The sequence below is a fragment of the Herbidospora sakaeratensis genome, from assembly GCF_001570525.1.
Lineage (GTDB): Bacteria > Actinomycetota > Actinomycetes > Streptosporangiales > Streptosporangiaceae > Herbidospora > Herbidospora sakaeratensis.
In genome coordinates this window covers 729,120-753,692 of record NZ_BBXC01000007.1, presented here as the reverse complement: position 1 = coordinate 753,692, position 24,573 = coordinate 729,120, and the positions used below count along the sequence as shown (strand labels likewise).

Here is a 24,573-nt window from a genome sequence, read left to right as displayed (position 1 = left end):
TTCGGGACTAACTTTACCAATAAAGAAAGTGAGCCCGATGGCTGCGACCGATCGCGGCGATCTCACGCGGACGGCGATCCTGGCCCTGCTCGGCACGGTCGGGCCGCTCAGCCGCACCGAGATCGCCAAGGAGCTGGACCTCTCCCCCGCGACGGTCACCCAGCTCACCAAGGCGCTCATGGCGGCGGGCATGCTGGAGGAGCTCGACCTCCAGCCGTCACGTGGCGGCCGGCCCGCCCAGCGCCTGGGCCTGGCCGGCACGGCGGGCCGGGCCCTCGGGGTGAAGGTGACGGCCGAACACCTGGTCATCGTCGAGGTCCGCCTCGACGGCGAGGTGCTCGGCTCGTGGGAGACCCCCTTCGACCCCGCCTCCCCCGACGCGCTGGGCGACCTGGCCGAGGCCGTCGCCGACGTGCTCGGCAAGGTGCCCCCGCTGCTCGGCGTCGGGGTCTGCGTCCCGGGCGGCGTCGACGACCAGGCCGTCGGCACCTGCAACGCCCCCACGCTGGGCTGGCAGGCCATGCCGGTGGGCGACCGGCTGCGCCGCCGCCTCAAGCTGCCCGTCCTGCTGGAGAACGACGTCAACGCCCTCGCGGTGGCCGAGCGCCTCTACGGCCGGGGCCGCACCCACCGCGACTTCCTGGTGCTGACCATCGGCCGGGGCGTCGGGGCCGCGATCGTCGCCGACGGCCGGGTCTACCGGGGCGCGCGCGGCGGCGCGGGCGAGTTCGGGCACGTGCCGGTGGTCGTCGACGGGCCCCTGTGCGGCTGCGGCGCGTACGGCTGCCTGGAGGCCGTCGTCGGCGCGGCCGGCCTGGTGGCGGCGGCCCGCGCCCGGGGGCTCGACGTGGCCACGGTCGACGACCTGGGCGCCCTGGCGGCGGCCGACGCGACCGCCCGCGAGGTCTTCGCCGAGGCCGGGACGATCCTGGGCCGGGCGACCGCCGGGTTGATAAACGTCGTCGACCCCGAGGTCGTCGTGGTCCTCGGCGAGGGCACCGCCCACTGGGAGTTCTGGCGCACGGGCTTCGACCCGGCGGTCCGCCGCCAGCTCATGCCGGGCCGCCGCGACATCGAGATCGAGGTCGAGGGCTGGGACGACACCTCCTGGGCCCAGGGCGCGGCCGCGCTGGTGCTCGCCACCCCCTTCGACACCGAGGGCGCGGCGGGCGAGCAGGGCCGGATGGTTCGCGCGCGGCTGATAGGGGCCGGCTCATGACCCTCACCGAGGTCCCCGCGCCGGCCGCCGTGAAGCAGCCGGTCCGGCCGCCGAGGAAGCGCCTGCGCTACGCCCTCACGGTCGCCGTCTTCCTGCTGCCCAGCGCGGTCCCGCTGCTGCTGTTCACCCTGATCCCGATGGCCGGGTCGCTCTGGACGTCGCTGCACGAGTGGAACCTGATCACGCCGATGAAGTGGGTCGGCCTGGACAACTACGCCGACCTGCTGGCCAGTGAGGAGACCCGGGCCGCGTTCGGGCACACGCTCTACTTCATCGCCGGTTACCTGCCGCTCGTCTACGCGGGCGGCCTGGGCCTGGCGATGCTGCTCAACCGGGCGATGAAGGGCCGCGACCTGTTCCGGGCGATCTACTTCCTGCCCGTCGTCACGTCGTGGGTGGTCGTGGCGCTGCTCTGGAAGTGGCTGCTCAACCCGGCCTCGGGCATCGTCAACTGGGCGATCGGCCTGGTCGGCCTCGAAGGCCCCGGGTGGTGGACCGACCCCGACTGGGCGATGCCCTCGATCATCCTGGCCTCGGCCTGGAAGGACCTCGGCTTCGTGATGATCATCCTGCTCGCGGGGCTGCAGGCCATCCCGAACGAGTACCTGGAGGCCGCCCGGGTCGACGGCGCCAACGCCTGGCAGCGGTTCCGCCGCATCACCCTGCCGCTGCTGTCGCCCAGCACGTTCTTCGTCGTCGTCATCTCGCTGATCAACGGGTTCCAGGTCTTCGACCAGGTGCACGTCATGACCGGCGGCGGACCGGCCGGCGCGACCCAGGTCGTCGTCGAGCAGGTCTACAACCTGACCTTCAAGTACGGCCGCGCCGGTGCGGCGTCCGCCCTGTCGTGGCTGCTGTTCGCGGTCGTGCTGGTGGTCACGCTGATCCAGGTCCGGGGCCAGCGCCGGTGGGTGAACTATGGCTAGAGCAGGCCGGTACGTCGTCGTCGGGCTCGGCGCGCTGATCATGTTGTTCCCGTTCGCGTGGGCGGTGATCACGTCGCTGACCCCGGCGGGGGCCGTGCTGCAGACCCCGCCCGACTTCACCCCCGACGGGGCGGGCTTCGGGGCCTACGAACGGCTGCTGGAGACCATGCCGTTCTGGCGGATCATGTTCAACAGCCTCTGGATCGCCGTCGCCTCGACCGTGTTCCAGCTGGTCACCAGCTCGATGGCGGCCTACGCCTTCGCCCGGTTGCCGTTCCCCGGCCGGGGCGCGCTGTTCGCCGTCTACCTGGCGACGCTGATGGTGCCGCTGCAGGTGCTCGTCGTGCCGCTCTTCATCGAGATGCGGACGTTCAACCTGACCGACACCTACTTCGCGGTGCTGGCCCCCACGATCGCCTCGGCGTTCGGCGTGTTCCTGCTGCGCCAGGCCGTCCGGCAGGTGCCCAGGGAGTTCGACGAGGCCGCGGTGCTCGACGGCGCGGGGCACTTCCGGATCTTCGCCCTGGTCGTGCTGCCGCTGATCCGCCCGGCCCTGGCCACGTTCGCCATCTTCGGGTTCATGGCCAGCTGGAACAGCTTCCTGTGGCCGCTGGTGATCATCAGGTCGCCCGAGTTCATGACCCTCCCGCTCGGCCTGGCCAACCTGCACGGCCAGTTCACCACCGAGTGGAACGTCGTGATGGCCGGGTCGGTCGTCAGCGTCGTCCCGATCCTCGTCCTCTACCTGTTCGCCCAGAAGCACGTCATCGCGTCCGTGGCCCAGTCAGGGCTGAAATAACAACCCGAAGGAACCCCCCATGGCCGGATCAGCCCGGGTCGCCGCGGCGACCCTGATCACCGCCCTGCTCGCCACCGCCTGCTCCCAGGGCTCGGCGACCCGTACGGAAGAGCCCGCCGCAGGCGGCAAGGTCACCCTGCGTTACTTCACCTTCTCTGCCGCCCCCGACCACGTGAAGGACCTCGACACGATCGTGGCGGCGTTCGAGAAGGAGAACCCCACGGTCGACGTGCAGGTGGAGACGGCCCCCTACGACCAGTACTTCACCAAGCTCCAGACCAGCATCGCGGGCCAGACCGCGCCCGACACCTTCGAGCTCAACTACGAGAACTTCGTCACCTACGCCACCGCGGGCAGCCTGCTCGACCTGGGCGCGGCGGGCGGCGACACCGACACCTCCGGCTACGCCACCGAGTCGCTGAACGCCTTCAAGCACGACGGCAAGCAGTTCGCGCTCCCGGCGTCGTTCTCCACGGTCGTCCTGCTCTACAACAAGGACCTGTTCGAGAAGGCCGGCGTCCCGCTGCCGACCGCCGACTGGACCTGGGAGGACGAGCAGGCCGCCGCCGAGAAGCTCACCGCCGACGGGGTCTACGGCGACTTCCAGCCGGTGACGTTCTTCGAGTTCTACAAGGCGCTGAAGCAGGCCGGCGGCGAGTTCATGGCCGGCGGGAAGTCGACCTTCAACAGCCCGCAGGGCGTCAAGGCGGCCAAGTGGCTGGTCGGCAAGGTCGGCAAGACGATGCCGACCGAGGCCGAGATCGGCGGCACCGCCGACTTCGACACCAACCTGTTCAAGTCGGGCAAGCTCGCGATGTGGCACAACGGCATCTGGCAGTTCGCCGGCCTGAAGGACGTGCCGTTCGCCTGGGACGTCGTCGTCGAGCCGGGCGACAGCCAGAAGGCCAGCGCGGTGTTCCACAACTCGGTCGCCGCCTCGACCACGACCAAGCACCCGCGTGAGGCGTACGCCTGGGCCAAGTTCCTGAGCAGCTCCAACGTGGCCGCCACGACCCGGATCGCCAGCTCGTGGGAGCTGCCGCCGGTGTCCGACCAGGCGGTGCTGCAGGGCTACCTGAAGGACCCCGTCCCGGCCAACCGCCAGGCGGTCTTCGACTCGCTGGACAGCATCGCGCTGCCGCCGGTCATCGCCCGCCAGCAGGAGATGCAGGACGCCGTCACCCAGGAGCTCACCGAGGCCGCGGCCGGCCGCAAGTCGGTCGAAGAGGCCCTGACCGAAGCCGCGTCCAAGGTCGACGCCCTTCTCGGCTAGGAGAGAACCAGCATGATCGACTTGATGTCTCGCAGCGTCCGGGTGATCCGCGAGAATCAGTCGCCCTCGGGGGCCTATCCGGCGTGCCCGACCTTCTCCGCCTACGCGGGCTACGCGTGGCTCCGCGACGGCGCGTTCATCGCCGAGGGCATGTCCCGCGCGGGCGAGAAGGACTCGGTCACCGCCTTCCACGAGTGGTGCGCGCGGGTCGTCCTCGCGCGCGCCGCGCAGGTCGACGACCTGATCGCCCGGCGCCACGACGAGACGCTCTCCCCCGGGGAGATGTTGCCGACCCGGTTCACCCTCGACGGCGCCGACGGCGCCGACGAGTGGTGGGACCACCAGCTCGACGGCTACGGCACGTGGTTGTGGCAGCTGGCCGAGCACGCCCGGCGCCACTCCGCAGACGTCCCGATGGAGGCCGTCCGGGTGACGTCGCGCTACCTGGCGGCGTTCTGGGACAGCCCCTGCTACGACTGGTGGGAGGAGCACGTCGAGCAGCGCCACGTGGCCACGCTCGGCGCGATCCACGCCGGGCTGCGCGCCGCCGTCTCGCTCGGCGTCGCCGACCCGGAGGTCAAGGAGGCGATCGGCGGCATCGAGGGGCTGATCGCCGCCGAGGGCGTCGCGTCCGACGGCCACCTGCGCAAGTGGCTGGGGTCCGACGAGGTCGACGCCAGCCTGCTGGCGTGCGTCGCCCCCTTCGGCGTGTACGCCCCCGACCACCCGGTGGCCGTCGCGACCGTCGCCGAGGTCGAGCGGCAGCTCGCCCACCAGGGCGGGGTCTACCGCTACCGCGCCGACACCTTCTACGGCGGCGGACGGTGGGTGCTGCTGGCCGGCTTCCTCGGCCTGAACCACGCCGCCGCCGGACGCCCGGAGGAGGCCCGGCGTTACCTCGACTGGATGGCCGCCCAGGCCCGTCCGAACGGCGACCTGCCCGAGCAGGTCTCCGACGTGCTGCTCTTCCCCGACCGGCAGGACGAGTGGATCCGGCGCTGGGGCCCGGTCGCCACTCCCCTGCTGTGGTCGCACGGGATGTACCTGATGCTGGGAGCGGAACTGTGATCCGTCATCGCCCTTACGGCTCCGGCCACCCCTACGCCGAATCGGAGGACCAGCGGGTTCCGCCGCTGCCGCTCGACGGCGAGCCGGTCGAGCTGCGGGTCCGGTCGTCGGCCGCCGAGGTGGTCTGCGAGTGGAACGGCGCCGACCTGCCCATGACGCCCCTCTACGGGGACGGGGGGCCGGTCGTCACCGACGGCGGGCACCTGGCCGCCGCCCAGGCCAAGGCGGCCCGCGCCGCCGACGGGTCGTGGACGGTGACGACGGGTCCGCTGGCGTTCGGGACCCGCTACCGCTACCGGTTCCGGGAGGCGGGGCGGACCAGCCGATGGTTCGAGGTGTCGGCGGCGCGGTGGACGCCCGGGAAGGTCGGCGTCAGCGGGACCGACCGGGTCGTCCCGGGCTCGGTCGAGCAGCTGGTCGACGCCGACGGGCCGCGCCGGGTCAGGTTCGCGGTCCGGCTCGCGCCCGGCGACCACCTGGTCGGGTTCGGCGAGCGCTTCAACGCCGTCGACCAGCGGGGCAACGACCTCGACGCGGTCGTGTTCGAGCAGTACAAGGGGCAGGGGGCGGCGAACCGGACGTACCTGCCGATGCCCTTCGCCTTCGTCGTCGGCGACGAGCCGTGGGGCTTCCACGTGCGCACGTCGCGGCGCACCTGGTACTCCGCCGACGGCGACCTGCTGACCGTCGAGGCGGAGGTCTCCGGCGACGACCTGGAGATCGTCTTCTACGACGGCGAGCCCGCCGCCGTGCTGGCCGCCTTCCTCGACGAGGTGGGCCACCCGACGGAGCTGCCCCCGTGGGTGTTCCGGCTCTGGGCCAGCGGCAACGAGTGGAACACCCAGGCCCGGGTGCTGCAGGAGATGGACCGGCACCGCGAGCACGACATCCCGGTCGGCGCGCTGGTCATCGAGGCGTGGAGCGACGAGACGACCTTCACGGCGTTCCGGGGCGCGGTCTACGAGCCGTCGGAGGAACCCCACACCCTCAAGGACTACGCCTTCCCCGCCGACGGGCCGTGGCCCGACCCGAAGGGGATGATCGACGAGCTGCACGCCCGCGACGTCAAGGTGCTGCTCTGGCAGATCCCGCTGCAGAAGACGCGCCCCCACCCCCGCCACCAGGCGGCGGTCGACGCGCGGCAGCTGGTCGAGAAGGGCTACGGGGTCCGCGAGGCGAACGGCAAGCCCTATCGGAACCGGGGCTGGTGGTTCCCGCTGGCGCTGATGCCCGACCTGTCGTCGGCGGAGGTCCGCGACTGGTGGACGGCCAAACGCGCCTACCTGGTCTCCGAACTGGGCGTGGACGGCTTCAAGACCGACGGCGGCGAGCACGCGTGGGGCCACGACCTGCGGTACGCCGACGGCCGCCGGGGCGACGACGGGAACGGCCTGTTCCCCGTGCACTACGCGCGGGCCTTCGGCGACCTGTTGCGCGCCCACGGGAAGGCCCCGGTCACGTTCAGCCGGGCCGGCTTCACCGGCTCGCAGCCGCACGGCGCGTTCTGGGCCGGCGACGAGGACTCGACGTGGACGGCCTTCGCCTCGTCGATCCGCGCCGGGATCACCGCCTCGGCCTGCGGGATCGTCTACTGGGGCTGGGACCTGGCCGGGTTCTCCGGCGACCTGCCCACCGCCGAGCTCTACCTGCGCGCGGCCGGGACCTCGGCGTTCATGCCGATCATGCAGTACCACTCCGAGTTCAACCACCACCGCACCCCCATCCGCGACCGCACGCCCTGGAACATCGCCGAACAGACCGGCGACGCCACCGTGATTCCGGTCTTCCGGAGGTTCGCGCAGCTCAGGGAGCGCCTGGTGCCCTACCTGGCCGAGCAGGCGGCGGTTGCGGTACGCGGCGGCAAGCCGCTCATGCGGGGTCTGTTCTTCGACCACATGGAACACGAGTTGTGGTCGTACCCCCTGCAGTTCAAGCTGGGCGACGCGCTGCTCGTCGTCCCCGTCACCACGCCCGGCGCCACCGAGATCGCCGCCTACCTGCCCCCGGGCGAGTGGGTGGACGTGTGGACCGGCGCGGTGCTCAGCGGTGGGCGGGAGGTCACCCTTCCCGCGCCCATCGAGCGTCCTCCGGTGCTCTGCGCCTCGGAGCACTGGCCGCGTTTGAAAGGAATGTTCGCATGACCCGGTTACGCTCGGGCGTCACCGTCGTGGTCCTCGCCCTGCTGGCCACGATGTTGCATGCCCTTCCCGCGGCCGCCCTCAGCGGCGTGCACCACAACCCGACCGGCATCGACGACCTCTACTCCACCGAGCCGACCGAACGTGCTCCCCGTGACCCGATGGCCGGGGAGGCCGTCACCCTCAAGGCCACGACCTGGCCGATCGAGCCGGGTCAGACCGTCTGGATCACCTGGACGAAGAACGGCGTCGCGCAGACCCCGATCGGCGCCGCCTGGGACTACAACCAGGGCAACAACACCTACTGGCGCATCAGCATGGGGTCGTTCGTGCGGGGCGACTCGATCTCCTACACCGTCAACGCCGACGTCAACGGCGCCGGGCAGCGCAGCGTGGGGCCGTTCACGTTCAAGGTGACGTCGTGGTCGACGGTCACGAACGTGACGTCGTACGTGAACAACGGCACCAGCGTCGACGTGACGACCGGCGACTCGGCGGGCTCGTTCACGCCGAAGATCCGCTTCGCCTTCCCCGCCCTCGACCGGTTCCGCACCCAGATCGCCCCCTCCGGGAGCGGCCTGAACATCACCGGCGTGTCGGGCTACACCGTCACCAACTCGGCCTCGACGTTGCAGATCTCGACGTCGTCGCTGGTGCTGAAGATCCAGAAGACGCCGTACCGCCTGTCGGTCTACAAGGGCGACGGCACCACCCTGATCACCCGGCAGTACGACCCGGCGGTGTTCCGCAACATCGGCTGGGCCAGCGACGGCGTCTCGACGATCACCAAGATCGAGGACCATTTCCTGTCGCCCACGGGCGAGCGCTTCGAGGGCTTCGGCGAACGGTACGACCGCCTCGACCAGCGCGGCACCGACGTGCACAACTTCGTCTACAACCAGTACCGCGACCAGGGGTCGTGGCGGCGCACCTACCTGTCGACGCCGTTCTTCCTGAACTCCGCCGGGTACGGCGTCTACCTGCCCTCGACCCGCTACTCCGTCTTCAACCTGAACACCCACCTGACCGACCTGGCCGGATTCACCGTCGACACGAACGGCGCGCTGAACTCCACGCTCGACTACCACTTCTTCGCGGGCACCCCCGCGGAGATCGTCGACGACTACACCGCGGTGACCGGCCGGCCGCAACTGCCACCCAAGTGGGCGTTCGGGCTCTGGATGTCGGCCAACGAGTGGAACACCCAGTCGGAGGTGACGGCCGAACTCGCCAACCCGACCACGCACGACATCCCCCACTCGGCGATCGTGCTGGAGCAGTGGAGCGACGAGGCGACCTTCTACGTCTGGCACGGCGCGACGTACACCGCCAAACCGGGCAGCGGGAAACTCGCCCTGAGCGATCTGACGTTCCCGCCCGGGACGGCGTGGAGCGACCCGAAGGCGATGGTCGACGACGCCCACGCCAAGGGCATCAAGGTGATCCTCTGGCAGATCCCGGTGTTCAAGGAGAACTTCGACGTCAACCCGTCGTCCGCCCCGCAGCAGCACCTCAACGACAAGGCGTACGCCCAGGCGCAGGGCTACGTCGCGTCGCAGCCGGGCGGGGTCTACCGGGTGCCGACCGGCCAGTGGTTCGGCGACAGCATGGTGCCCGACTTCACCTCGGCCGCCGCGCGGAACTGGTGGATGAGCAAACGCGACTACCTGATGGACGACGTCGGGATCGACGGCTTCAAGACCGACGGCTCCGAGGCGATCTTCGGCCGGAACGTGGCGTTCGCCGACGGCCGCAAGGGCGACGAGATGCACAACGCCTACCCGAACTCCTACCTGTCGGCGTACAACACCTACGTCAAGGGCAAGAAGCCCGACGGCACGATCTTCAGCCGGGCCGGCACCGCCGGGGCGCAGTCGACGTCGATCTTCTGGGCCGGCGACCAGAACTCCTCGTTCCCGGCCTTCCAGGAGGCCGTGCGGGCGCAGTTGTCGGCCGGGCAGTCGGGCGTGCCCTACACCGCGTGGGATCTGGCCGGGTTCACCGGCGACTTCCCGAGCGCCGAGCTCTACCTGCGCTCGGCCGCGCAGGCGGTGTTCTCGCCGGTCATGCAGTACCACTCGGAGAAGGCCAACCCGGGGGTCTCGGAGGCGCGCACGCCGTGGAACGTGCAGGCCCGGACCGGGAACACGAACGTGATCCCGTACTTCCGGAAGTTCGCCAACGTGCGGATGAACCTGATCCCCTACCTGTACACCGAGGCCAAGTCGTCGTCGACGACCGGCGTGCCGATGATGCGGGCGATGAGCTTCGCGTTCCCCGGCGATTCGACGGCCGCCGCGCTCGACCAGCAGTACCTGTTCGGCCCGCAGCTGCTCGTCGCGCCGATCACGACCCAGGGGGCGACGTCGAAGAACGTCTACCTGCCGTCGGGTGAGTGGTACGACCTGTGGAACGGCGGCCGCTTCACCGGCCCCGGCACCAAGACCTACTCCGCCGGGCTCGACACGATCCCCGTCTACGCTCGCAGCGGCGCGATCATCCCGCTGAATCTGAACGCCTCCTACCAGCTGGGCGGGAACATCTCGAACAGCGTCTCCTCGTACGCCAACCTGGTGTTCCGGATCTATCCGTCGGGCGCCTCGTCGTACTCCTACTTCGAGGACTCGGCGGGACTGAACCGGACCATCACCTCGACCGAGAACTGGGCCGCGCACACGGTCGCCGTCTCGGTGCCCGCGCTGACCACGACCAGCACGCTCCAGGTCGCCTCGACCCAGCCGTCGTCGGTGACCGGCGCGACCGCGCGGGCCTCGCTCGCCGCGTTGCAGTCGGCCTCCGAAGGCTGGTGGTGGGACCCGGCGCAGCAGCTCACGTACGTGAAGCTGGCCTCCAGCGCCTCGGCGCGGTCGGTCACCCTGAACGGGGTCGACAAGGCCGCCTACGAGGCCGAGTTCGGCGCGGGCGTCGGCGTCTCGACCAACACCGACCACCCCGGCTACACCGGCACCGGGTTCGTCGACGGCTTCGCCTCCTCCGGCGACTCGGTCACCTTCCAGGTGCGCGCCGACGCGACCGGCAGCCACCAGCTCAAGTTCCGCTACTCGACGACGGTCGCCTCGACGCGGACCGTCTACGTGGACGGGGTCTCGGTCGGCACGCTCAACCTGCCGGCGCTGGCGAACTGGGACACGTGGGGCACCGCGACGCTCACGACCAGCCTCACGGCCGGGGCCCGCTCCATCAAGATCGAGTACGCGTCCAACGGCATCAACCTGGACAACCTGGTGGTGGCGCGGCCATGAAACGATTTCTCGTGGTCCTGGCCGTGCTGGCGAGCAGCTTCCTGGTCGCCCTGCCCGCCCAGGCCGCCGTGCAGCGGGTGCAGTTCACCAGCGGGTCGACGTACCTGATCGCCGAGTTCCTCGACGACGACCTGGTCCACTTCGAGCTGGCCCAGGGCACCAGCCCCGGCACGGGGTCGCCGATCTTCAGCACTCCCCAGGTGGCCAAGACCGACTACACCGGGCCGACCTCGTTCAGCCAGGTCGGGAACGTCATCACGACGGCGTCCATGAAGGTGGAGGTCACCGCCGGGACCTTGTGCGTGAAGGTCTCCGACCCTGCCCGGCTGCTCTACGAAGCCTGCCCGCGCAACCTGTCGCAGGCGTGGAAGGGGCTCTCGGTGACGAAGAGCTCCGTCCAGCACGCCTACGGCCTGGGCCAGCAGTTCTTCACGGGCGGCAGCGCCGACGGCGACTGGGTCGGCCGGACCCGCTCGCCCGGCGGCGCCTACGGCAACGCCATGGTCTGGGACCCCGACAACGGCCCCGTCGGCAACACCCAGATCCCGGTGTTGTTCGCGGTGGGGGCGTCCAACCTGAACTACGGCCTGTTCCTCGACCAGGTCTACAAGCAGGAGTGGAACCTCAACGGCGACCCGTGGACCATCGACACCTGGGGCGACCAGCTCCGGTGGTACACCATGACCGGCCCCGACCTGCCCGACCTGCGCAAGGACTACCTGGAGCTGACCGGCCGCCCGCCGGTGCCGCCGAAGAAGGCGTTCGGCCTGTGGGTGTCGGAGTTCGGCTACGACAACTGGACCGAGATCGACAACCGGCTGGCCGGGCTGCGGTCGGCGAAGTTCCCCGTGGACGGGTTCGTGCTCGACCTGCCGTGGTTCGGCGGCGTGACGGCCGGGTCGGACAACACCCTGATGGGCTCGTTGACGTGGGACACCACCGACTTCCCGTCTCCGGCCACCAAGATCGCCGACTACGCCACGAACCAGGGCGTGGGGTTGATGACGATCGAGGAGTCGTACATCGGCAAGAACCGCGCGGAACACGCCGACATGGCCTCACGGGGCTATCTGGTGCGGGCGGGCTGTTCGTCGTGCGCGCCGACCTACCTGACGACCAACGACTGGTGGGGCCGAGGCGGAATGATCGACTGGACGCAGAACGCCGCCGGCGACTACTGGCACACCCTGAAACGTCAGGCTCTTAGTGATCAGGGCATTCTGGGGCACTGGCTCGACCTGGGCGAACCCGAGATGTACGACCCCGCCGACTGGGTGTCGGGCGTGCTGCCCGGCAAGCACGCGCACGCCGACTACCACAACGTCTACAACCTGAAGTGGGCCGAGAGCATCGCCCGGAACTACGCCACGGGCACGAAGCGGCCGTTCATGCTGGCGCGGTCGGGCGCGGGCGGCATGCAGCGCCACGGCGTGGCGATGTGGTCGGCCGACATCGGCTCGAAACTGACGGCGCTGGCGCAGCAGCAGAACGCCCAGATGCACATGTCGATGTCGGGCATCGACTACTACGGCTCCGACATCGGCGGGTTCCGGCGCGAGATGCTCGACTCCGACCTCGACGAGCTCTACACGCAGTGGTTCGCCAACGGGGCGTGGTTCGACGTGCCGCTGCGGCCGCACACCGAGAACCTGTGCAACTGCGCGGCGACCTCGCCGGACTCGATCGGCGACGAGCCGAGCAACCTGGGGAACCTGCGGCGGCGGTATGAACTGACGCCGTACTACTACTCGCTGGCGCACCGGGCCTACCTGACCGGGGAGCCGGTCGTGCCGCCGCTCGTCTACCACTACCAGAACGACGCTGCCGTCCGGGAGATGGGGCACCAGAAGATGATCGGGAAGGACCTGCTGGTGGGGGTGGTGGCCGGGGCCGGCGAACGGTCGCGGAACATGTACCTGCCGGCGGGGACCTGGTACGACTACGCGACCGGGGAGAAGCTGGTCTCCACCGGGCAGTGGTTCAACGACCGTCCGTTGTGGGTGAACGGCGAGTTCCGGCTGCCGACCTTCGCGCGGGCCGGGGCGATCATTCCGAAGATGTTCGTGGACGACAAGACGATGAACGTCCTCGGGAAACGCACCGACGCGTCTACCCGGAACGAGCTGATCGCCCGGGTCTACGCTGCTCCCAGCGCGAGTTCCTTCACCCTTTACGAGGATGACGGAAGCTCTACCGCCTACAGGACCGGGTCGGTGCGGACGACCGCGCTGAGCCAGTCGCTGTCGGGGTCGGTGGCCACCGTGACCGTTGCCGCCTCGTCCGGGACGTACACCGGGGCGCCGGCGTCGCGGTCGAACGTGGTCGAGTTGGTGGCGGACACGCAGGCCAGCGCGGTGACGTTGAACGGGTCTCCCTTGACGCAGCACGCGTCCAAGGCGGCTTTCGACGCGGCTTCCAGCGGGTGGTACAACGCGGGCGGCGGCGTGATCACGGCGAAGTCGGCGTCGGTTTCCGTGGGGACGGCGAAGACGTTCGCGTTCACCATCGGGCAGGCGCCTTCTTCGATGACGTTCAGCTGCGCGAACGGGACGACGGTCGCGGGGCAGTCGGTTTACGCGGTGGGGAACGTGCCGCAGCTCGGGGGGTGGTCGGTGGCGAGCGCGGTCAAACTGTCGCCGACCGCTTATCCGACGTGGACGGGGACCATCTCGAAGCTGCCGCCTGGGGCTTCGGTGGAATGGAAGTGCGTGAAGCGGCAGGAGGCCGGGTTCCCGAACACGGCTGACGCGTGGGAACCGGGCGGGAACACGGTGTTCACGGCGCCGGCGAGCGGATCGGGAGGCACGACCTCAGGATCGTTCTGACGTCTCCGGCGACAGCGCCCCGGCCACTCGCCGGGGCGCTGTGTCGTCTCCGGAAACCGGTCCGGAGAAATCGAACTTTCGGCCTGACCCGCCACATCTTGCTTTTCGGTCGGCGGCATCCCGCCGCCTGGAGACCACGGAAAGCAGGAACATGAAGACCAGGAATCTCCGGCTAGCCATGGCCGACGTGCGTGACATGTTCATGGTGCACACGATGATGCACCGGGAGTTCAAGCTGCTCCCCCAGCTCGTCCGCGACGTGGCCGAAGGCGACACCAGGCGCGCCGCGGTCGTCGCGAGACACGCCGGGCTCCTGTGCCTCGTCCTGCGTCTGCACCACGAGGGCGAGGACGTCATCCTGTGGCCGCTCCTCCTCGATCGCGGCGGCGCGGAGGCCCTGGCCGTCGTGCCGACGATGGAGGAACAGCACCACGGGATCGAGGCCGCCCTCGAACTGGTGACCATGCTGCTGCCGGGCTGGACGTCCACGACCCGGAACGGCGAGGCCCTCGCCGGGGCCTTCGAGGTGCTGTACGACCGGCTGCTGGAGCACCTGGCCACGGAGGAGACCAAGATCCTTCCCCTCGCCGGGAAGCTCGGTGAGCACGGCCTGTCGAAGAGCCCCAGGAAGGACCTGCCGCTCGTCCTCGGCATGACCATGTACGAGGGCGACCCCGAAGTGGTCAGGGAGGTGCTCTCCCACGCCCCGCTCATGGCCCGGCTGATCATGCCGCTGGTGGCCCCTCGCCTGTACGCCGCGCACGCCAGGCGCCTCCACGGCACCGTTACCCCCGCCCGCGTCGGCCCGCGCTGAGACGGGCATCCGGATCACGGGCACTTTTACCTACAGGCAGCCACCGACCTGCGAGGATGCCCGCAAGACGGCAGACGCAGTCACACGGTGTCAATAACCTCTGAAGCATGCAGAACGCCTCACCCACCACGACCGACCTCGTCCGCGAGGCCCAATCCGGCGACGTGCACGCACTCGGCCTGTTGCTGGCCACGCACCAGGCGGACATGCGGGCGGTGGCGTTCAGCATCCTCGGATACCGGCCCGACGCCGAAGACGCCGTCCAGGAAGCCGCTCTGATCGCGGTGCGCCGGATCGGCGATCTCCGCGATCCGGCCGCCCTGAAGCCGTGGTTGCGGGCGATCGTCCGCACGGCCTGCCTGACGCAGCTGCGCACCACGCGGCCCATCCCCGTCGAGGAAGTCGAGCCCCTGCTCCTTTCCCGCCTCGATCGCGATCCCGCGGGACTCCTGGATGACTACGTCCTGCGCGACTGGGTGGGGCACGCCCTGGACGAATTGTCGCCGCGCCTGCGCCTGGTGACGCTGCTGCGCTACTTCACCGACATCACCTCCTACGAGGACATCGCGCAGGTGTGCGGCATCCCCGTCGGCACCGTGCGCAGCCGGCTCAGCCAGGCGCGGGTCAAACTGGCGGAGGCGCTGCTGGCCACGGCGGGCCTGCCCCACGACGACCTGACGGTCCCGATCCGGCGCCACCGCAGGCAGGCCGAGGAGACGATGCGGGCCGCCCGCGACGGCTCCTTCGGGCAGGCATTGGCTGACCTCTGCCTGCCGGAGGTGGAGATCACCATGATGAAGGGCACGGTCACGCACGGCGTCGACTACCTGCTGGGGGCGATGGACCGCGACCTGGCGGCCGGCGTGCGGCAACACGTCGCCGGCGTCGTGATCGGCCGCGACGTGGTCATCTGGGAGAACCAGCTCGTCAGCCCGCCCGACGATCCGTTCCACTGCCCGCCCACCGTCGTCTGGGTGAACCACCTGGTGGACGGCCGTGTGCACAGGATCCGGCTGTTCCATCCGCTGCCGCGCCGGGAAGCTCCGCGACCCGAGTAGCGGGAAATCGAACTTTTCATCCCGATCGTCGCGTCTTGCCTAGGTCACCGGAACACCTCCAACGGGGAAGATCAACTTGAATCTGGAGCAGACCGCCCTCGCCGAAGGCATCGAGGCGGAGTTCATGTACGCATACCAGTCGGGCGCACCACTGTCGGCGCGGACCGAGCTCGGCATCACGACCACGCGCATCGGCGGAGGCGTCGCCCTGTCGATGCGCGCGGACCCGACGAACTTCTGGAGCAAGGCCCTCGGGTTCGGCTTCGACGAGCCCGTCACCCCCGAACTGGTCGATCGCATCCTGGACTTCTACCGAGGGGAAGGCAGCCCCGGCGCGACCCTGCAGTTCGCCCCGTCCGTCCTGCCGTCGACGTGGGACGACATCCGCACCAGGCACCACCTGCGGGAGGGTGGCCGGATCGTGAAACTGTGGTGCCCGATCGACGACTTCACCCCCGGCACGACCGACCTGCGTGTCGGCCCCGTCGGCCGTGACGACGCCCGGGAGTGGGCTTCCGTCGTGCTCCGCGGCTTCGGCATGCCGGAGAAGGGCATCGCGGAGATGCTCGTGGCCGGAGTGGACCATCCGGGCGCCCACCCCTTCGCGGTCTGGGACGGCGACCGCATGGTGGCCGGCGCGAACCTCTTCGTCCACGGCGAGGCGGGCTCCCTGAACAGCGGCTCGACCCTTCCCGAGTATCGCAACCGCGGAGCCCAGTCGGCCCTGCTCGCGGCCCGCGCCGAAGCGGCCGCGAAGGCGGGCTGCCGCTGGCTCGTCGCCGAAACCGGCCAACCGGCGACGGGCGAGGTCAACCCGTCGTTGAACAACATGATCAGGGCCGGGTTGCGGCCGCTGTACACCCGGCAGAACTGGCTCTGGCGACCCGACGCCGCCGCCTGACCACACGGCTGACGCCTGGGAGCCGGTCGCTGACGTCGTCGCAGGTGACAGCGCCCTTGCTTCTGGTGAGGGCGCTGTCTTGGGCCGCGGAATCACGCCCACGTCGTCGATGCCGAGAAAGAATCTGCCTCGGTCGAGCTCGCCGACAGGAAAGATCGACCTTCCGAGCAGTGGATCGAAGTCGAACGGCTGTCGGGCACGAGAGACTCCTGCGCCACCGTGTGCGACAGACAGTCCGCCGAACTCGCCGAGGAACCTCTCGGCGGCCTCGTGCATCACGTGCGCGCCGACCGGAGTGCCTCGCGGAGCGCGCACGTGAGCGAGCGCCCTCTCATATCCGGCCATGTGACCAACGCGTTGACCTCGTATCCGAAGGACATGCGCCGTAGGGCGACTCTCTCCACGCGGCGGCTCGCCGCACAGTCACGAACGGGACGTCGCCCAGTCCGCGCCATCTCGGCGAGGTGCTCTCATCGGGGCGGGGGTAGCTCGTCGTAAGCCTCGTCGGACGATCCGAACCAGTGGCCGCGTGTGATGCTGATGTAGACCTTGCCGTAGGTGGTCCGCAGCTTCCAGAGCAGGAACTGGTCCAGGTCGTGTTCGGACAACCGGTGCAGCAGGCCGTTCAGGACGTCGAACTCTTCGTCGGAAAGGGAGCCGTTCATGCCGGTGACGATAGCCACGCCCGCCCTGCCCGATGAGGCCCCCGAGCACTACCTCGCCCGGCTGGGAACCGTCTTCGCCCGCTTCGACCGGCAGGACTCCGGCAACGTCTCCTACGGCGTCGTCGTCGACGGCGAACGCCACTTCGTGAAGACCGCGGGCCACCCCGACCACGCCCCTTTCCTCGACCACGCCCAACGCGTCGGCCTACTCCGTAACGCGGTCAGGCTCGCACGGGCCTACCGGCACCCCGCGCTACCGGCCCTGCACACGGTCGTCGAGTCGGCGCACGGGCCGATGCTCGTCTACGACTGGGCCGACGGCGAGTTGGTCGGCGTCCCGCGCGAACAGCGTGACGATCCCGCCTCGGCCTACCACCGGTTCCGAAGCCTGCCGGCCGACCGCGTCCTCGCCGTGCTGGACACCGTCTTCGACGTCCATGACCTGCTGGGCCGGAACGGCGAAGTGGCGGGCGACTTCTACGACGGCTGCCTCATCTACGACTTCACGACCCGCGACGTCGCCGTGATCGACCTCGACACCTACCGGCCGGGGCCCTACCGCAACGACATGGGCCGCATGTTCGGCTCCTCCCGTTTCATGGCCCCGGAGGAGTTCACCCTGGGCGCGCTCATCGACCAGCGCACCAGCGTCTTCACCATGGGACGCACCGCCCGGGTCTTCCTCGGCGACCACCTCCCCGGCCCATTGAACGGGGTCGTCACGCGGGCCTGTCGCCCCGACCCCGCCGATCGCCACGCCTCGTTGCCCGAGTTCTGCGCCGCCTGGCACGACGCCCGGTCTCACCTCGGATAGGCGCGGCCCCGCTTCTCCCGTTGGGCGGCGTCCAAGGGAATGGGCGGAAGGGTGTGGAGGAACCCGCGCCGGAACTTCTAGGAGGGAAGCTCGAACAGTTCCAGCTGGATTCCGTCGGGATCGCGCAGGTAGAGGATCTTCGTCCCGGCCAGCGCTCCCGCCTCCACGCCCTCGCCGTCCCGCAGCAGCACCGGGTCCGCGTTGACGTGCACACCTCGCTCCAGCAGGTCGCGGTGGGCCGCGTCGAGGTCGTCGACCTCGAAGCAGAGGTGCATGACCCCGACGTCGCAGTTGCGGCCCGCGAAGGGCATCGGTCTCGGGCTGTCGTACTGGATGAGTTCCAGCAGGACGTTGTCGCCGGCCAGCAGGAACGACGCCCGCATCGACGGGTTCTCGACCTCCACGACCGCGCCGAGCGCCGGATTCGCAGCCGCGATCGTGACGCCGTTCGGCGCGATGCCGAGGACGTCCTCGTACCACTGCACGGATCGCGCGAGATCACTGACCGGTACCCCGATGTGGTTCATCCTGGTCACTCTGTTCATGATCCGACTATGCGTGAACGATCCGCGCGGGTGGAAGGCACACGTTTTCCGCGTATCACGGGTACCACCCTGTTCGGGTGACCGGCGAAAGGACACCGTGGTACGCCGGTGAACGATGATGGATCATCTGGTCCATGAACGAACTCGGCGCCGTTCTCCGGGCGTGGCGGGACCGCATGGACCCGGCCGCGATCGATCTCGCGGACGCCTCACCGCGCCGTGTGGCCGGTCTGCGGCGCGGCGAACTGGCGACGCTGGCCGGCATCTCCGTCGAGTACGTGGCGCGCCTGGAACAGGGCCGGGCCGCGACGCCGTCCGCGCAGGTCTGCGCCTCCCTGGCCCGCGCGTTACGCCTGTCCGACGACGAGGAGGCGCACCTGATGCGCCTGGCCGGCCTGGCCGCGAACCCGGGCCGGATTCCCGGTCTCATCCCCGGCAGTCTGCATCGTGTCATCGACCAGCTCGACGGCACGCCACTGGCCGTCTACGACGCCGCGTGGCGGCTGCTGCATTGGAACCGGTTGTTCGCGGCGACCTTCGGTGATCCCGCCGACGCGACCGCCGACGACCGCAACGCGATGATCGTCCAGTTCGAGTCCCGCAACCCCCGGGTCCGGCAGACCGACGCCGAGCGCGTGTACTTCGAGCAGTCTCTGGTGGCCGACTTGCGCGCCACCGGCGCCCGTTATCCGGATGACCCCGACGTGGCGGCGCTGATCTCCCGGCTGGCCGGAAACGACCGCTTCCGCCGCCTGTGGGCGCTGGGGGACGTGGCCGTCCACGAGAGTGCCCACAAGACGGCCGTCCATCCCGACGTGGGCGCGATCCCCCTGGACACCTCCGTCCTGACCTCCCAGACCACCGACCTCCGGCTCGTCGTCCTGACGCCCCGGCCGGGCACGGACGCCCGCGAAAAGCTGGACCGGCTTCTGGCCCCGGCGCGCTGACACCCGCCCGCCTGCGCCATCCGCATGCGCGGATCGGCGAATCTACGCAGTTTTCACCGATGCGACGACACCGGCCGAGACGGAATGGTGTCGGCCACGGAACGTCGCACCGGTCGACGACATCGCCTTCCTGCGCGACTTCCACGTCCACGACGTGCGATTCCGGACGCCGATCGACTCCGCTCGCCGGCCGGCCAGCGGTGACACACCGAGAACAAGGATGGACATGCAGCTCTCCAACTCGGCACGTTGGCCCGTCGCGGGGATCGCCGCGGTGGCCGTGGGATTGGCGGCCGTCGTCACCGGGTGCGGACCCGGCGACGGCGACGAGTCGCGGGCCAGGTCGAGTGCCGCCGCACCCGCCGCCGAGTCCTCGGCCGGGTCTTCGGTCAAGGCCGCGCCGGGCAAGGGCGAGACGTGCGACGGGATGGGCATCGACCTTGAGGCGCCCGTCACGAGCTCCTCGGAAATCGTGATCAACGCGCCTCTGCGGCAGGTCTGGGAGACCCACGTCGACGTGGAGGGCTGGGCGGGCTGGCAGAAGGCGATCGCGACCATCGAGCGCCTCGACTCGGGCCCCCTCTCCGACACGTCGCGGTTCCGGTGGACGACGCCGGTCCCCGAGTCGAAGTTCTCCCCGGCGGACACCCTGTCGATCACGTCGAGCGTCAAACGGCTGGAGGAGGGCGAGTGCGTGATCTGGCAGGGCCCGGCGACCGGTAAGGCGATCACCATCGAGAAGGGCGTCCACCTGTGGACGTTCACCGAGAAGGACGGCGTCACCCACGTGCACACGGAGGAGTCCTGGGAGGCCGCCTTCCTCGACTCGCTGAAGGGGCCCGACTTCGACGCCGTCGCCGCCATGCTCGGCGGTGGGCTGGACCTGTGGCTCCAGGACCTCAAGGCCAAGGTCGAGGGTTCGGCGGCCGGGAACTGACAACAGGAATCATCCGCAGTGAAATCGCCTCGTTAGGGTACCCACTGTGCGGACACGGGTTCCCCCTCACGGTCGGTTGTTCGGCAGGCGTCACGAGACGCGGCGTCTCGACGATCTGACCGGCGCGGCGAAGAGAGGAAACGGCGGCGCGCTGGTCCTGCGTGGTGAGGCGGGCATCGGCAAGAGCGCCCTGCTGCGGCACGTGGAAGAGGCGGCGACCGGGTTCCACGTCGTACGCGCGTCGGGGGTCGAGTTCGAGGCCGAGCTGCCGTTCGCCGCGCTGCACCAGTTGTGCCAGCCCGTGTTGCGGCACCTTCCCGAACTGCCCGCGCAGCACGGCCAGGCGGTCAGGGTCGCGTTCGGAATGGCGACCGGGACACCGGATGTGTTCCGGATCGGGCTGGCGGTGCTGGGACTGCTGACGGCGGCGGCCAGGGAACGCCCGGTGTTGTGCGTCGTCGACGACGCGCAATGGCTGGACGCGGCCTCGACGGAGGCCCTGGCGTTCCTGGCCCGGCGCGTCTCCGTCGAACCGGTGGCCGTGGTGCTCGCGGTCCGGGTGCCGGGCCCGGCGAGCGGGCTCGACGTCCTGCCGGGGCTGACCGTCGAGGGGCTCGGCGACACCGACGCGCGGGCCCTGCTCGCGGCGCAGAGCCACGAGACGCTCGACGAGCAGGTTCGTGACCGGCTCGTCGCCGAGGCCCGCGGCAACCCTCTGGCGCTGCTCGCCCTGCCGAGGGCCGGCGGGTTCGCCCTGCCGGGGAGCACGTCGGTGCCGTCCCGCATCGAGCACGGATACCACACCGCGCTGGCCGCCCTGCCGGCGCAGGCGCGGCTGCTGCTCACGATCGCGGGCGCCGACCCGACCGGCGACCCCGGGTTGTTGTGGCCCGCCGCGGACCTGGCCGGCATCTCCGCCGCCGCGGCGTCGGCCGCCGCCGCCACGGGTCTGATCCACTTCGGCACCCGGGTGCGCTTCCACCATCCGCTCGCGCGGATCGCGGCGTACACGGGAGCGGAGCCCGCCGATCGGCTGCTCGCGCACCGGGTCCTCGCCGAGGTCACCGACGAGGTGGCCGACCCCGACCGGCGCGCCTGGCACCGCGCCCAGGCCGCCGCCGCGCCGGACGACGACGTCGCCGCCGAACTGGCCCGGTCGGCGTCCCGCGCGCAGGGGCGGGGCGGCATCGTCGCGGCGGCCGCGTTCCTCGACCGCGCCGCCGAACTGACGCTCGACCCCGCCCGGCGGATCACGCGGACCCTCGCGGCGGCGCGCGCGCACGTCGAGGCGGGCGCCGTCGACCGGGCCGTCGACCTGATCAGGACGTCCGAGCGCGCGGGCCTCGACGAGTTCCAGCAGGCGGAGGCCGACCTGTTACGCGGCCGGATGGCCTTCGCCCGGGTGGACGACGGCAGCGGACCGGCGCACATGCTGCGGGCCGCGCGACGGCTCGCGCCGCTGGACCCCGTCCGCGCCCGTGCGTGCTGCCTGGCGGCGCTGGAGATGAGCCTGCTGGTCGGCCGCGCGACCGGGGTGCTGGAGATGGTCCTGGCCGAGGTGGAGTCCTTCCCCCCTCGCGACCCGAAGTCCCCCGACGTGCTCGACGCGCTGACCACGCTGCGGTCGGACGGGCACCAGGCGGCCGTGCCGCTGCTCCGGGAGGTGCTCGACGGCGCCGCGGGTCCGCTGTGGACCCGCCAGCCGGCGCTCGCGGTCATGCTCACCGGTGAGTTGTGGGACCCGGACGTGCACGCGCGGCTGGTGGAATGGCTGGTGAGGAACGGCCGGGAGTCGGGGACACCGCTCGTGCTGCGGCTCGGCCTCGGCCAGACCGCCGCCGCCTCGGTGCTGGCGGGCGACCTCGACCGGGCGATGGGCGCCATCGCCGAGGAGGAGGCCATCGCCGACGCGACCGGCGGGCCGCCGACCGTCTATCACCGGTTGCAGCTGGCCGCGATGCGCGGACGCCGTGCGGAGGCGGCCCCCCTCTTCGCCGACGCCGCCGCGCTGGCGTCCAGCTCGGGACACCTGGCCGCCAACGTGCACTGGGCGAGCGCCGTCCTGCACAACGGGCTCGCCGACTACCCGAGGGCGCTCGCCGCCGCCCGGCTGGCGACCGCCGGCGGGGACCTCTTCCTCGGCGGGTTCTCCCTGCCGGAACTGGTGGAGGGAGCCGTCCGATGCGGTGAACGCGAGACCGCCGTCACCGCCCTCGCGTTGCTGACCGAACGCACGCAGGCCAGCGGAACCCCGACCGGCCGGGGGATCGCGGCCTACGCGCGGGGTCTGGTCACCGGGCTGGAGGACGACTACCGGGAGGCGGTCGAGCTTCTCGCGAACAGCCCGCTGCTGCCGTACCGGGCCAGGGCGCACCTGCTGTACGGCGAATGGTTACGCCGCGCCGGCCGCAGGCAGGACTGCCGGCCGCACCTGCGCACGGCGCACGAACTGCTGTCCACCGCCGGGCTGGAGGCGTTCGCCCGCCGCGCCGCCGACGAGTTGCGCGCCACGGGCGAGACCGCGCGCGGCCGCTCCGGCCACGCCCGCGACCAGCTCACCATGCAGGAGCTGCACATCGCCCGGCTGGTCGCCGAGGGCGCCACCTCGAAGGAGGCCGCCGCCCGGCTGTTCATCAGCCCGCGTACCGTCGACGCCCACTTGCGCAACGTCTTCCGGAAGCTGGGGATCACCTCCCGCAGGCAGCTCAGGGAGGTGCCGGGACTGCGACCGGCCACGTAGGCACGTGTGCTCATCATCGGCAGGCGCCAGATCCAGCTCTGATCGGTCGCCGCCCGGGTCCGTCGATCAGGGCCGGGGGGCGAAGTGGCCCTAAATGCGTTGCCCGGGTTCCCCGCCGCTTGGAAAGGTCGGCCGCGGAGAGGAGACCCCCCACATGGCCTTCACCGAACCGTCCACGATCAGCACCACCGCCGGTGTCCTGCGCGGCGTCACCGAAGCGGGCCTCACGGTCTTCCGCGGGGTCCGGTTCGCCGAGCCGCCCGTCGGCGCCTTGCGGTTCCGGGCGCCGCGGCCGGTGCGGAGCTGGGACGGCGTGCGTCCCGCCCTCGCTTTCGGGCCGCCGCCCCCGCAGTCGGGCGTGCTGGGGGCGTCCGATGAGACCGGCGACGACTGGCTGACGCTCAACGTCTGGACCCCGGACCCGGACGCCGCGCTCCCCGTCATGGTGTGGATCCCCGGCGGGGGTTACGCCATGGGCCACTCCGGCCTGGCCGACTACGACGCCGCGCACCTCGCCTCGGCCGGGACGGTCGTCGTCACGATCAACTATCGCCACGGCGTCGAGGGGTTCGCGCACATCGAGGGGGCTCCGGCCAACCGGGGGCTGCTCGACCAGGTCGCCGCCCTGGAGTGGGTGCGGGACGAGATCGCGGTGTTCGGCGGCGACCCCGGCAACGTCACGGTCTTCGGGGAGTCGGCGGGCGGCGGGTCGGTCGCCGCGTTGCTCGCCATGCCCCGGGCCGCCGGGCTCTTCCGGCGGGCCGTCGCGCAGAGCGTGCCCGGCACGTTCTTCTCGCCCGAGCTCGCCGCCGACCTCGGCGCCGCCTTCGCGGCCGAGGCCGGGGTCGCGCCGACGGTGGCCGGGATGGCGGAGGTGCCTCCGGATCTGATGATCGAGGTGGGCGACGCGGTGTTCGCCAAGATGGGGCGGTGGCGGGAGCGGTGGGGGGTGATCACGCATCGGCCGATCCCGTTCGCGCCGGTCGTCGACGGCGACGTGCTGCCCTCCACTCCGTGGGAGGCGCTCGCCGGCGGCGCGGGGCGGGACGTCGCGCTGCTCGCCGGGCACACCCGGGACGAGCACCGGCTGTTCAGCCTGATCGACGGCGTGCTCGGGCAGGTCACCCGGGAGCAGGCCGACACGGCGCTGCGGGTGCTCGCGCCGCACGCCCGCTATCGCGAGGCGTTCCCGGCGGCTTCCGACGAGGAGGTGTACGAGCTGGTCAACGCCGACTGGTTGTTCCGCATGCCGAGCGTGCGGCTGGCCGAGGCGCAGGTCGCGGGCGGGGGGCGGGCCCATCTGTTCGAGCTGGCCTGGGGCGCGCCGGGCCTGGGCGGGGTGCTCGGGGCCTGTCACGGGCTCGACGTGCCGCTGGTCTTCGGCAATCTGGCCAGCGGGCAGACGTCCATGCTGATCGGGGAGCCGACGCCGGAGGTGGTGGCGCTGTCGGCGCGGATGCGGGGGTCGTGGACGGGTTTCGCCGCCCACGGCGACCCGGGCTGGCCCCCCTTCACGGCCGGCGAGCGGCTCACCCGGGTCTTCGACACGACGTCCACGGTCGTGCCGTATCCGGAGGAGACCTCGCGCCTGTTGTGGCGCGACCACACGTTCCCGGCGCTGCCGCTGCGCTGAGGCAGACT

At 70.8% G+C, this 24,573-nt stretch carries 18 protein-coding genes and 1 pseudogene; 16 read left to right on the top strand and 3 right to left on the bottom strand.

Annotation, left to right across the window (positions count from 1 at the left end):
- Positions 1 to 37 precede the first annotated feature (37 nt).
- From AW271_RS03110 to AW271_RS03060, 11 genes are all read left to right on the top strand, one after another.
- Positions 38 to 1,219, top strand: coding sequence for an ROK family transcriptional regulator (locus AW271_RS03110; RefSeq protein WP_062331338.1), 1,182 nt, complete (start codon positions 38 to 40; stop codon positions 1,217 to 1,219).
- Positions 1,216 to 2,145 carry a carbohydrate ABC transporter permease gene (locus AW271_RS03105; RefSeq protein WP_063817836.1) on the top strand — a complete coding sequence of 310 codons (930 nt, stop codon included), beginning with the start codon at positions 1,216 to 1,218 and terminating at the stop codon, positions 2,143 to 2,145. Before AW271_RS03110 ends, AW271_RS03105 begins: the two co-directional genes overlap by 4 nt.
- Complete coding sequence (locus tag AW271_RS03100) at positions 2,138 to 2,944, top strand: carbohydrate ABC transporter permease (protein WP_062331336.1); 807 nt, start codon at positions 2,138 to 2,140, stop codon at positions 2,942 to 2,944. The genes AW271_RS03105 and AW271_RS03100 overlap by 8 nt, the downstream gene beginning before the upstream one ends.
- 19 nt (positions 2,945 to 2,963) lie before the next feature.
- Positions 2,964 to 4,217 (top strand): ABC transporter substrate-binding protein, encoded by a 1,254-nt coding sequence (locus tag AW271_RS03095; protein ID WP_062331334.1) that lies wholly within the window; start codon positions 2,964 to 2,966, stop codon positions 4,215 to 4,217.
- A gap of 24 nt (positions 4,218 to 4,241) precedes the next feature.
- Positions 4,242 to 5,285 (top strand): glycoside hydrolase family 15 protein, encoded by a 1,044-nt coding sequence (locus AW271_RS03090; protein WP_169806266.1) that lies wholly within the window; start codon positions 4,242 to 4,244, stop codon positions 5,283 to 5,285.
- Positions 5,282 to 7,426 carry a glycoside hydrolase family 31 protein gene (locus tag AW271_RS03085; RefSeq protein WP_062331329.1) on the top strand — a complete coding sequence of 715 codons (2,145 nt, stop codon included), beginning with the start codon at positions 5,282 to 5,284 and terminating at the stop codon, positions 7,424 to 7,426. The genes AW271_RS03090 and AW271_RS03085 overlap by 4 nt, the downstream gene beginning before the upstream one ends.
- The gene (locus AW271_RS03080) at positions 7,423 to 10,686 is read left to right on the top strand and encodes a TIM-barrel domain-containing protein (RefSeq protein WP_063817835.1); all 3,264 of its coding nucleotides are present in this window, start codon (positions 7,423 to 7,425) and stop codon (positions 10,684 to 10,686) included. The genes AW271_RS03085 and AW271_RS03080 overlap by 4 nt, the downstream gene beginning before the upstream one ends.
- Positions 10,683 to 13,511 carry a TIM-barrel domain-containing protein gene (locus AW271_RS03075; protein ID WP_062331326.1) on the top strand — a complete coding sequence of 943 codons (2,829 nt, stop codon included), beginning with the start codon at positions 10,683 to 10,685 and terminating at the stop codon, positions 13,509 to 13,511. The genes AW271_RS03080 and AW271_RS03075 overlap by 4 nt, the downstream gene beginning before the upstream one ends.
- Positions 13,512 to 13,689: 178 nt before the next feature.
- Complete coding sequence (locus AW271_RS03070; protein ID WP_157553921.1) at positions 13,690 to 14,325, top strand: hemerythrin domain-containing protein; 636 nt, start codon at positions 13,690 to 13,692, stop codon at positions 14,323 to 14,325.
- Between the two features lie 107 nt (positions 14,326 to 14,432).
- Positions 14,433 to 15,383: an RNA polymerase sigma factor gene (locus AW271_RS03065; RefSeq protein WP_062331320.1), complete on the top strand. Its 951-nt coding sequence runs from the start codon at positions 14,433 to 14,435 to the stop codon at positions 15,381 to 15,383.
- Between the two features lie 76 nt (positions 15,384 to 15,459).
- Positions 15,460 to 16,284 (top strand): GNAT family N-acetyltransferase, encoded by an 825-nt coding sequence (locus AW271_RS03060; RefSeq protein ID WP_218007926.1) that lies wholly within the window; start codon positions 15,460 to 15,462, stop codon positions 16,282 to 16,284.
- A gap of 111 nt (positions 16,285 to 16,395) precedes the next feature.
- Here the strand turns inward: AW271_RS03060 and AW271_RS43060 are convergent.
- Positions 16,396 to 16,629, bottom strand: a pseudogene (locus AW271_RS43060) (SUKH-3 domain-containing protein); the annotation flags it as partial.
- A 125-nt stretch (positions 16,630 to 16,754) separates the two neighbouring features.
- Positions 16,755 to 16,949 carry a hypothetical protein gene (locus AW271_RS03055; protein ID WP_062331317.1) on the bottom strand — a complete coding sequence of 65 codons (195 nt, stop codon included), beginning with the start codon at positions 16,947 to 16,949 and terminating at the stop codon, positions 16,755 to 16,757.
- Here AW271_RS03055 and AW271_RS03050 point away from each other — a divergent pair.
- On the top strand, positions 16,948 to 17,763 hold the full coding sequence (locus AW271_RS03050; protein ID WP_062331314.1) for a serine/threonine-protein kinase: 816 nt from the start codon (positions 16,948 to 16,950) through the stop codon (positions 17,761 to 17,763). The two genes, AW271_RS03055 and AW271_RS03050, sit on opposite strands and share 2 nt — an antisense overlap.
- Before the next feature lie 77 nt (positions 17,764 to 17,840).
- On the opposite strand, the gene AW271_RS03045 is transcribed toward AW271_RS03050, so the two are convergent.
- On the bottom strand, positions 17,841 to 18,308 hold the full coding sequence (locus AW271_RS03045; RefSeq protein ID WP_083975995.1) for a VOC family protein: 468 nt from the start codon (positions 18,306 to 18,308) through the stop codon (positions 17,841 to 17,843).
- Positions 18,309 to 18,442: 134 nt separating this feature from the next.
- On the opposite strand from AW271_RS03045, the gene AW271_RS03040 reads away from it, so the two are divergent.
- The 4 genes from AW271_RS03040 (at position 18,443) to AW271_RS03025 (ending at position 24,565) form a co-directional block, all read left to right on the top strand.
- Positions 18,443 to 19,255, top strand: a complete 813-nt coding sequence (locus AW271_RS03040; protein WP_062331308.1) for a helix-turn-helix transcriptional regulator — start codon at positions 18,443 to 18,445, stop codon at positions 19,253 to 19,255.
- 226 nt (positions 19,256 to 19,481) lie between these two features.
- Complete coding sequence (locus tag AW271_RS03035) at positions 19,482 to 20,192, top strand: SRPBCC family protein (protein WP_062333026.1); 711 nt, start codon at positions 19,482 to 19,484, stop codon at positions 20,190 to 20,192.
- Positions 20,193 to 20,238: 46 nt separating this feature from the next.
- Positions 20,239 to 22,932: an AAA family ATPase gene (locus AW271_RS03030; protein ID WP_062331306.1), complete on the top strand. Its 2,694-nt coding sequence runs from the start codon at positions 20,239 to 20,241 to the stop codon at positions 22,930 to 22,932.
- 154 nt (positions 22,933 to 23,086) lie between these two features.
- The gene (locus AW271_RS03025; RefSeq protein ID WP_062331304.1) at positions 23,087 to 24,565 is read left to right on the top strand and encodes a carboxylesterase/lipase family protein; all 1,479 of its coding nucleotides are present in this window, start codon (positions 23,087 to 23,089) and stop codon (positions 24,563 to 24,565) included.
- Positions 24,566 to 24,573 lie beyond the last annotated feature (8 nt).